This window comes from Campylobacter gracilis (assembly GCF_018374135.1).
In the GTDB taxonomy this organism is placed as follows: Bacteria; Campylobacterota; Campylobacteria; order Campylobacterales; family Campylobacteraceae; genus Campylobacter_B; species Campylobacter_B gracilis_A.
In genome coordinates this window covers 1-9489 of record NZ_JAHAFS010000031.1, presented here as the reverse complement: position 1 = coordinate 9489, position 9489 = coordinate 1, and the positions used below count along the sequence as shown (strand labels likewise).

General features: G+C 44.6%; 10 protein-coding genes. 3 read left to right on the top strand and 7 right to left on the bottom strand.

The features are described 5' to 3' along the window. The 7 genes from KH703_RS09895 to KH703_RS09865 all read right to left on the bottom strand — a co-directional run. A partial coding sequence (locus KH703_RS09895) for a hypothetical protein (protein WP_304295733.1) occupies positions 1-297 on the bottom strand: 297 nt, incomplete at its 3' end. After that, positions 294-1817, bottom strand: a complete 1524-nt coding sequence (locus tag KH703_RS09890) for a hypothetical protein (RefSeq protein ID WP_304295731.1) — start codon at positions 1815-1817, stop codon at positions 294-296. The genes KH703_RS09890 and KH703_RS09895, both read right to left, overlap by 4 nt. Positions 1818-1879: 62 nt before the next feature. Further along, positions 1880-2749 (bottom strand): GTPase Era, encoded by an 870-nt coding sequence (gene era / locus KH703_RS09885; protein ID WP_304295729.1) that lies wholly within the window; start codon positions 2747-2749, stop codon positions 1880-1882. A 505-nt stretch (positions 2750-3254) separates the two neighbouring features. Further along, positions 3255-4574, bottom strand: coding sequence for an HslU--HslV peptidase ATPase subunit (gene hslU / locus KH703_RS09880; protein ID WP_304295727.1), 1320 nt, complete (start codon positions 4572-4574; stop codon positions 3255-3257). Beyond that, positions 4571-5119, bottom strand: coding sequence for an ATP-dependent protease subunit HslV (gene hslV, locus KH703_RS09875; protein WP_005870266.1), 549 nt, complete (start codon positions 5117-5119; stop codon positions 4571-4573). The genes hslU and hslV overlap by 4 nt, the downstream gene beginning before the upstream one ends. After that, a complete protein-coding gene (gene rplI / locus KH703_RS09870) occupies positions 5112-5555 on the bottom strand; it encodes a 50S ribosomal protein L9 (protein WP_005870264.1) in 444 nt (147 codons plus the stop codon). Before rplI ends, hslV begins: the two co-directional genes overlap by 8 nt. Before the next feature lie 181 nt (positions 5556-5736). Then, complete coding sequence (locus KH703_RS09865; protein ID WP_304295725.1) at positions 5737-6957, bottom strand: argininosuccinate synthase; 1221 nt, start codon at positions 6955-6957, stop codon at positions 5737-5739. 88 nt (positions 6958-7045) lie between these two features. On the opposite strand from KH703_RS09865, the gene KH703_RS09860 reads away from it, so the two are divergent. Genes KH703_RS09860 through lptB form a run of 3 tightly spaced genes read left to right on the top strand, consistent with a single transcriptional unit; the run spans position 7046 to position 8397 of the window. Next, positions 7046-7291 (top strand): S4 domain-containing protein, encoded by a 246-nt coding sequence (locus tag KH703_RS09860; RefSeq protein WP_295152076.1) that lies wholly within the window; start codon positions 7046-7048, stop codon positions 7289-7291. Next, positions 7275-7682 carry a tRNA (adenosine(37)-N6)-threonylcarbamoyltransferase complex ATPase subunit type 1 TsaE gene (gene tsaE, locus KH703_RS09855; protein ID WP_297946471.1) on the top strand — a complete coding sequence of 136 codons (408 nt, stop codon included), beginning with the start codon at positions 7275-7277 and terminating at the stop codon, positions 7680-7682. The genes KH703_RS09860 and tsaE overlap by 17 nt, the downstream gene beginning before the upstream one ends. Then, a complete protein-coding gene (gene lptB / locus KH703_RS09850) occupies positions 7675-8397 on the top strand; it encodes an LPS export ABC transporter ATP-binding protein (protein WP_291937416.1) in 723 nt (240 codons plus the stop codon). The genes tsaE and lptB overlap by 8 nt, the downstream gene beginning before the upstream one ends. Positions 8398-9489 lie beyond the last annotated feature (1092 nt).

The window sequence follows — 9489 nt, the reverse complement described above, 5'->3', positions numbered from 1 at the left end:
GATAATGTTATCGCGCCTTGTCTTTTCAGCATTAAGAGCATTTCGTTTTGTTTTTACAAAACCTTCGGGATCACCATTAAATTTGTTGGTATACTCTTCTTGAGCAGCAATGAGTTTATCGGTAGCACTATTCAAATTGCTCTCGCTTTCAGACAAGTAAGGATTAGCATAACCACTCAATACAAAGTAAGCCACTAAACCTGCCAAGAACAAACCTATGTAAAAATAATTACTGGCGCTTGAGCCTTTAGAAGAAAACCATTGATCAAGTTGATCTAGAGAGTTTTTCTTTTTCATCGGCGAACCTCCACGCTAATATTGCTATCGTAAAAAGCAGTTTTATTACCTTCTTTTAAAACGATTGTCTTAGTATCCACGCCATAAATTCCCTTTTTGCTAATATCTTCTAGCAATTCAGTCATTTGCTTGTCGTTTTTAGTTTTTACTTGGAATGTCATTGTTTCATTCCTATCCGCGATTCTCGCCATAGTGCCCTTATTTTTCACAACCATATTAGTTATATCGAAGATAGATATGCTTTTCATCGCATAGTTGTCTTTTTTATCTGCTATGGCGTATATAAGGTCTTTTCTGTTTTGAAGCTCAGCGCTTTTCTGCTTTACATCAGCTTTGATGATTTTCATCTCATCATCTATCTGTTTAACCTCTAGTCTAGCAGGACGTAGCTGATCCTCCAAGCCCTGATATTCGTTGGTTTTATCGTTAGCCACCACATTATTATAATAGCCATAGCCAAAATTATACGCAGGATATGCAGCGCCAAGTAAGCAGCCTAGCAACATATAGCCTATCAGCTTGCCGGTTGATCTTTGGGTCAAAGGTGGAGGTCTCATAAACGGCGAATAGTTGTGATCGTCGTCTTTAGTAACTAAATAATCTTGACCTACCAAGAACATCAAAATATCTAGCTGAGTGAGCGGATAATCTTTTGCGTTGATTGCAACGTTAAAATTAAAATCCTTGTATCTTAGCTTTAGATTATTTTCTACAAAAACCTCTATCGCAGGAATTTTGCCGATATCTGTTCCGATATAGACGTTTTGAATATTGACGTTGTAAATTTTACTAATACCGTTCAACACGTCGTTGATGTAGTAAAACATATCGTCAAAAATTTGGATCATATAATCGCGTTCGGTCGGATTTTCTAAATTTACTCCCTGTTTGGAGAGCAGTCTATAAAAGCTCTCTTCATCGACTCTGCTACCGACTAGCTCGACATATTTTTCATGCAAGAATTTTAGGTTGTATCTTACTTGACGAGATTGAAAATATTCGCCGTTTTGATACACTACCAAAAACGCATCGTCGCGCTGCAAGTAGATGAAGCAGTCGATTCCGTCGCGAGTTAGGACGCCTCTATTATACAAGCCCTCGTATAAAAACGGAGCCATAGCCACATAGTCGATGTAGTTCGTCCTAGCAGCGATTGCATCGAATTCTGAAGTGAGTTTGGCATTATCTACGACAAAGACGTTGAAAATTCTATCATCGCCGCCAGCGCCTATTACCTCACTATAGGTGATTTTGTAATCCAAAGCGGTGTCAAGCCCCAGCTCCTCATACACCTTAACGACGATCGCATCTAAAAGATCCGCGTCCTCTACCGATCTGCTTATCTCGACCGTCGCAGTCATTATATCCTTATACGGAATATATGAGACGTAAGTTTCCTTCGCACGATTCGCTTTTGAGAAGTCGTGCTCGAAAACTTCATTCTCACTTAGACCGAATATGGTTTGCGTGACTTTGTTAATCGCAACAATCGAACTAGCATTTTTACTATTCTTTGCCATAACACTCCACTTCCAAATGAAATTTTCTACGCTGCTAATACTAATAGAAATAAAATAAAATGTCAATAGATAAAATCGGTTTTTACCCTAAATTCGTCATTTTTCCAGCTTTTTTTTACAAAAACTGTTAATTTTAAGTAAATTTTGACCTTAGAAAAATTTGAAATTAACTTTTTGGCTCGAATTCCGATCCGCTTGATCGCCTCGCCGTTTTTGCCGATCAACATCTCTTTGTGTGAATTGGTGTCCGTTATGATCCGCGCATATACCAAGATCAGACCGGGTTTTTCGACCACTTTTTCCATCACGACGTCGCTGCAATACGGTATCTCGTCGCTCATACTCTCAAAGATCGCCTCAAGTATGAAGCCGCGATAAATTTCGCGCTCGTTAGTCGCGCTTAAAATTTCAGGATCATAAAAGTACTCATGCTCGGGTAAAATTTTACAAATTTCGTCCAAAACCTGCTTTTTATAGACCTTTTTTTTGATGCTAACGGGGATTATCGCTTCGAATTTATCGGTAAATTTTTGATATTGCAGCAGCTTTTGCACGATCTTTTCGTCATTTACTTCGTCAATTTTAGTTAAAATCACGATGTGTTTGGTGTCTGGGTTTAAATTTAAAAATTTCTCGTATTCTGAGGTATCATCGTGCACGGGCGCCAAAAACAGCACCAAATCGCAGCCCTCAATCGCCCCGAGCGCCACTTCGACCATTAGCTTATTCATCAGCTTGGCGCTTTCATGCAACCCCGGCGTGTCCGTGAAAATCACCTGATCTGCGCCGTTCATCGCGATGCCGTTAATCTTGCGGCGCGTGGCGTTGATTTTATGCGAAACAAACGAAATTTTCTCGCCGCAAAGATAGTTTAACAGCGAGCTCTTGCCCGCATTCGTCCGCCCAATGAGCGTTACAAATCCGCTTTTCATATTTTCCTTAAATTTATAAAATTTTATCCTGCTTGCGACCGCAGCGCCAAGCTCCGATGGGCAAATTTAAAATCTCATTTTGCGCAGGTTGGCTATTGCACAAGCGGTGGAATTTTGAAATTCCGCCATCACATAAGCGGGTAAAATTTTAAAATTACAAGCCGTGCGGTAGCGATAAATTTTACCCACCCTGGCGCGGAATTCTATCTACTACAAATCTCGCGAGCCGCGAATTCTGCAGCTTCGTAAATTATCTGCGAAATTTTAAATTCTATCCTGCCATGCGCTACGGCTTGACATATAACCCGCGCAGCGCAGAATTCAGATCATTCCTGAAATTTTACAGACTTAAAATTTCAAAGTATCACCAAATTTAAAAGGACGAAATTCTGCATATTTTTAAAATTCCGCTAAATTTTGCACCCAAAATTCTAACGCTTTGCAAATTTCAAAAGCGCAAAATTCCGCGACTCTGTAGAATTCTAAAAGTGGCTACCGCGCCGCCTTATAAAATGTATTTCGCCAGATCCTCGTCGCTTGCGATGCCTGCGAGCTTTTCGCTTACGAGCTTCTCATCCACGACGATCTTTTGCCCTTTGAACTTATCCGCTTCAAAGCTGATATCCTCAAGCACCTTTTCCATTATTGTATGTAGCCTTCTAGCGCCGATATCTTCGACCTTTTCGTTCGTGCTTGCCGCAAATTTCGCAATCGCTTTGACCCCGTCCTCGCTAAACTCTAGCTCCACGCCCTCGGTCTTTAAAAGCGCCGAGTACTGCTTAAGAAGCGAATTTTTCGGCTTCGTTAAAATTTCACACAGCGTCGCCTCGTCTAAGCTGTCAAGCTCGACGCGAAGCGGGAAGCGCCCCTGAAGCTCGGGTATGAGATCGCTCGGCTTGCTGATATGAAAGGCGCCCGCGGCGATAAAAAGGATGTGATCGGTGTCGATATTGCCGAATTTCGTGCTTACGCTACTGCCCTCCACGATCGGAAGCAGATCGCGCTGCACCCCCTCTTTGCTCGGATCCTGCCTGCCGCTATTGCCGCTTGAAACCGCCACCTTATCGATCTCGTCGATAAAGATGATGCCCTCGTTTTGCGCGCGCCTAACGGCTTCTGCTTTGATGCTCTCCATATCGAGGACCTTCTCGCTAGCCTCGCTTTTGAGGGCGACCTTGGCGTCTTTGACCTTCATCTCTTTTTTGCTTTTGCGCGTCGAAATTCCGATTACTTTAATAAAGCTTTCCTGCATATTCGCCATCTCGGGCGGTAAATTTGGATTTGATTCAAGCGCATTTTCGCTTACTTCGATCTCGATGCTAAGATCGTCCAGATCGCCGCGCTCGAGCTTGGCCGCCATCTTTTCGTAGCTTTTTTCGTAATCTGCGACCTTCTCCTCGCTCGCTCCGCGCGGAAGCGGCGGAAGGACTTTTTCTAAAATTTTACGCTTGATGTAATCATCGATCTTGTCTTTATTCTTTTCAAATTCCTCGCCACGCACTAAATTTACCGACGCAGCGGCCAGATCGCGCACCATGCTCTCCACATCGCGTCCCACGAAGCCCACTTCAGTATATTTGCTCGCCTCGACCTTGATAAAAGGAAGCCCAAACATCTTCGAAAGTCTGCGCGCGATCTCGGTCTTACCTACGCCGGTAGAGCCGATCATCAGGATGTTTTTTGGCATCACCTCGTTTTTCATCTCATCTTCAAGCGCCATTCTGCGGTAGCGATTTCGCAAAGCCACCGCTATCGTGCGTTTGGCGCTATTTTGTCCGATTATATATTCGTCTAGTTTCTCTACGATCTGCTTTGGCGTCATCATCTCTTTTCGTCCCAAATTGCGTATGTTTTGATATTTTCGTTCGTGTAAATGCAAATCTCGCCCGCGATTTTAAGGCTTTGCTTTACAAGCTCCTCTTCGTCTAAGCTTGCAAATTTATCCAAAGCTCGCGCCGCGCTAAGAGCGTAATTCCCGCCGCTTCCGATCGCCGCGATCTTGCCGTCGTCCGGCTCTACCACATCGCCCGTGCCGCTAAGCAGAAAGATATTTTTGCGATCCAGCACCAGCATCATCGCTTCGAGCTTTCGCAAATACTTATCCTTGCGCCACTGCTTGCTAAATTCTATCACAGCCCTTAAAAGATCGCCCTTTGCGCCATCTAAGCACTTTTCAAACATATCAAAAAGATTAAACGCATCGGCGGTGCTGCCCGCAAAGCCCGCCAAGACGTTACCCTCTTTGCCGATCTTTCGAATTTTAGTCGCATTGCCCTTTAAGACAGTGTTTCCAAACGTTACCTGCCCGTCGCCGCCGATGACAGAGCCCTTCGCGCCTTTGTAAGCTAAAATGGTAGTCGCTTCAAACACTAGCCACCTCTATCTCAAATTTAGCGCTTATGCCGTGCTTTAGCTTGACATTTACGTCGTAAATCCCGGTCGTTTTGATAGCCTCGGTCTCTAAAATTTTCTTATCGATTTCGATCCCTTTTTGCTCTTTTAGCGCGGTTGCGATCTCATCCTTGGTCACCGAGCCGAAAAGCGCGCCGCTCTCGCCCGTCTGCTTTACGATCTTTACGCGTATCTTGGCTAGCTCCTCGGCCAGTTTTTGCAAGCTTGCGACCTCGTATTTTTCTAGCTCGGCTTGCTTTTTCTTATCAGCTTCAAATTTACGCAAAACCTCAGTCGTAGCGGCTTTGGCGTAGCCTTTGCCGATTAGGAAGTTATTGCCGTAGCCGTCCTTGACCTCCTTTACCTCGCCCGCCTTTCCGAGCCCCTTAACGTCTTTGATCAGTAATACTTTCATCCATTATCCTTTTAAATTTAGCTTTAAATTTATAAAATTTTATAAGCGGCGCGGGCGGATCTAAAATTTCGTGAAATTTTATGAAATTCGCCCGCAGCCGCTCGCTACTTTCCCGATAAATTTTAAAATTTCGTTTTGTGAAATTTGCCTGCACACCTTGCCGCTATAGGCAAAATTTCATCTAAAGCTTGCGTCCGTTCTTGCCCGCGATGATAAATCTTAGCGCGCTTAGCTTGATAAATCCGTCGCCGTCTTTTTGATTGAAAACCTTGTCCTCTTCAAACGTCACAAAATCGGTATTAAACAAACTATCGCTCTTGCTTTCCCTGCCTAGCACGATCACGTTGCCCTTATAAAGCTCTAGCTTAACCTTGCCGTTTACGTGCTCTTGGGATTTATTTATCAGCTCTTGAAGCAGCAAGCGCTCCGGGCTGAACCAAAAGCCGTTGTAGATAAGCTCGGCGTAGCGCGGCATTAGGTCGTCTTTTAGATGCGCCGCGCTGCGATCTAGCGTAATGCTCTCAATCGCGCGGTGAGCCTTTAGCATGATCGTGCCGCCCGGAGTTTCATAGCAACCGCGGCTCTTCATGCCGACATAGCGGTTTTCTACTAGATCGAGCCTGCCGATGCCGTTTTTAGCGCCGAGCTCGTTAAGCGCTGCCAGCATCTCGTGCGGCTTAAACGCCTTGCCGTTTAGCTTTACGGGATCGCCGCGTTCGTATTCGATCTCGATGATCTCGCTCTTATCGGGCGCATTTTTAGGGCTTACGGTCCATCGCCACATATCCTCTTCAGGCGCATGGGCAGGATCTTCCAGCACCAAGCCCTCGTAGGAGATGTGAAGGATATTCGCATCCATAGAATACGGCGATTTGCCGGGCTTTGAGGCGATGTCGATGCCGTTTTTCTTAGCGTAAGCAAGCAGCTTCTCGCGAGAGTTCAGATCCCACAGCCTCCACGGCGCAATCACCTTAATATCGGGATTTAGCGCGTATGCGCCAAGCTCGAAGCGGACTTGGTCGTTACCCTTGCCGGTTGCGCCGTGGCTTATGGCGTCCGCGCCGGTTTTTTTAGCAATTTCGACTAACTTTTTAGCGATCAACGGGCGCGCGATCGATGTGCCTAAAAGATATTCGCCCTCATAGACGGCATTTGCGCGAAACATCGGAAATACGTAATCGCGCACGAATTCCTCGCGCAGATCCTCTACGAATATATTTTCCTTTTTGATGCCTAGTTTCAAAGCTTTGTTTTTGATCGGCTCCAAATCCTCGTTCTGACCGATATCTGCGGTGAAAGTCACCACATCGCAGCCGTAAGTATCGCCGAGCCACTTTAAAATAATGCTAGTATCTAGTCCTCCGGAATACGCCAAAACGACCTTTTTTACATCTTTTGCCATCTCAAATCCTTTACGTAAAATTTGGCGAAATTCTACCAAAAATAGTTTAATAGTTGCTTTTAAGGCAAATATCGCTAAACTCACGCCTATGAGAATCGATAAATTTTTAAACGCAGTCAATATCACCAAGCGGCGCGCCATCAGCGAAGATATGTGCAAAAGCGGCGTCGTGGCCGTAAACGGCGTCGTAGCAAAGCCCGCCAAAGAGCTTAAAATCGGCGACGTTATCACGATAAGCTTTTTAGATAGAAAACAAAGCTTTAAAGTCCTAGCCTTTCCTAGCGCGAAAAATACGCCCAAAAGCGAGCAGGCAAAGTATGTCCAAGAGCTTTGAACTCATCTGCGGCGAGGATGAAATTTCACGCCTCGTGCAGGCTCTGCCAAAAAGCGGCATAATATTGCTAATCGGCGATCTTGCTAGCGGCAAAACGACTCTTGCGCGCGCGATCGTGCGGGCTCACGGGTTAGACGAGCACGTGAGCTCACCTACGTTTTCGATCATGCAAAACTATGGCGAAATTTATCATTACGACATCTATAACGGCGGCTGTGAGGGGATTTTAAAAAACGGACTATTTGAAAATTTATTTGAAGAGGGACTTCATCTGATCGAATGGGCGGATGAAAATTTGATAAATTTACTTAAAAAATATGAGCTTGATTTTTGCGTAGTGAGGATCACGCCGCACGCGCAAGGGCGAAAATACGAGGTAAGCTATGCATAAACTGGAAGTCAGGGGTCTTAAAAAAACCATAAAAGGCACGCCGATCATTAAGGGCATCTCGCTAGAGCTTTACAATGGCGAGATCGTAGGGCTGCTAGGGCCCAACGGCGCGGGCAAAACCACGACGTTTTATATGATCTGTGGGCTGATAAGCGCTAGCGGTGGCGATATCTTGCTTAATGAAAATAGCATCGCAAAGGTTCCGCTTCATAAGCGCGCTAAGCTCGGTATCGGCTACCTACCGCAAGAAAGCAGCATCTTTAAGGAGCTTAGCGTTGAAGAAAATTTAATGCTCGCCGCGGAGATTACCTATAAAAATAAAGCGGAGGCCTCACGCAAAGTCGATGAGATGCTAAATCTACTCAACATCGAGCCGATTAGATTGCGCAAAGGCGTGAGCCTAAGCGGGGGCGAGCGCAGGCGCTGTGAAATCGCGCGAAGCCTGATGATAACGCCGAAATTTCTACTTTTGGACGAGCCATTTGCAGGCGTCGATCCGATCGCCGTTAACGACATCCAAAGCATCGTGCGCGATTTAAGCGATCTTGGCATCGGCGTGCTCATCACCGATCACAATGTCCGCGAAACGCTTGCGATCTGCGACCGTGCCTACGTCATCAAAGACGGCGAGCTGTTCGCCGGCGGCACCGCAAAAGAGATAGCTAACGATCCGAATGTCCGTAAATTCTATCTCGGCGAGGATTTTAGCATCTAAGCCGGCAAAGGCGTTTTAGATTTTTAGCCCCCCCCTTCGGCGCGCGCGGTTAAATTCTATAATTTAAGTTTTGCGATTTAAAATTCAAGCAAACGGCTGCGATTAGTCGTGCGCTCAACACTTGATTTAAAATTTTGCATATTAAAATTTAAAGCCACCGCCACGGCCGTACGATAGAGCGATTTAGTTTTGCACTTTAAATCTTAAAAGCCAATTTTATTGTCCGCGCCCGATTCTAAAGCTGGGGTTTAAATTTTGCGCTTTAAATTTTTAAAGTAGTTGCAGCGGCGGGGTTTGAATCCAGCGTTTAAAAATTTAGCATATTAAATTTTAAAGGCACAGCGGGGATTGAACGACGCATTCTATTCAAAGTTTAAATTTCACGTATTAAATTTTTAAAGAGCATGTAGGCTCGTCTTAAAATTTTTAAATTTCAAAAGGCGTTTTGTACACTGTAAATTTTAAATATTTTTTGCGACAAGTTCGCTTTTCGCGACCGAAATTTTACACCCGCGGTACATAAAATTTAAATCGCATTTCAATCACACTTTGTTTAAATTAAATCAAATTTTAAAGCGTGAGGTATCTCTAAACGCGATGCCTCCGTCTGCGCATCAAAATCACGCGGCAGTTTGCAAAAAATATCCGCTCGTATAATTAAATTTTAAAGCAACAACCTCAAATAAATTGCGTATGCGAAGACGCCTGCGGTCGCGTGATACGGCTTAAATTTCACGGCTAAATTCCGCGAGCGATGGCGCAAACTAAAGCGCGCACAAAACTACTCACTTCGGCTTCAACGCATCAAATTAAAAGCGACGCGCGAAGCAAGGCCCTCCAACCCGCTAGAATTTTGCCGATTAAGCTACCTTGTTTAATTAAAATTGCGCTTTTATTTGCTCTGCGGGTTTAAATTTCGCTCATCTTAAAGCTCGCTGCGAATTTTAAAATTTTAACCCAGCGCTCGTCGCTTCCCTTAAAATTTTAAAATACTTAAAATTTTGGCGAGATCAAGGAGAGATTATGAAAAAGATTTTATTTTCGTGTGCCTTGGCGGGCGCGCTTTTTGGCCTAGAGATCGACGGATTTAGC

Coding starts and splice junctions, on each gene's coding strand:
- KH703_RS09890 (WP_304295731.1), bottom strand. CDS start 1,817: ATGGCAAAGAATAGTAAAAATGCTAGTTCGATTGTTGCGATTAACAAA.
- era (WP_304295729.1), bottom strand. CDS start 2,749: ATGAAAAGCGGATTTGTAACGCTCATTGGGCGGACGAATGCGGGCAAG.
- hslU (WP_304295727.1), bottom strand. CDS start 4,574: ATGATGACGCCAAAGCAGATCGTAGAGAAACTAGACGAATATATAATC.
- rplI (WP_005870264.1), bottom strand. CDS start 5,555: ATGAAAGTATTACTGATCAAAGACGTTAAGGGGCTCGGAAAGGCGGGC.
- KH703_RS09865 (WP_304295725.1), bottom strand. CDS start 6,957: ATGGCAAAAGATGTAAAAAAGGTCGTTTTGGCGTATTCCGGAGGACTA.
- KH703_RS09860 (WP_295152076.1), top strand. CDS start 7,046: ATGAGAATCGATAAATTTTTAAACGCAGTCAATATCACCAAGCGGCGC.
- tsaE (WP_297946471.1), top strand. CDS start 7,275: ATGTCCAAGAGCTTTGAACTCATCTGCGGCGAGGATGAAATTTCACGC.
- lptB (WP_291937416.1), top strand. CDS start 7,675: ATGCATAAACTGGAAGTCAGGGGTCTTAAAAAAACCATAAAAGGCACG.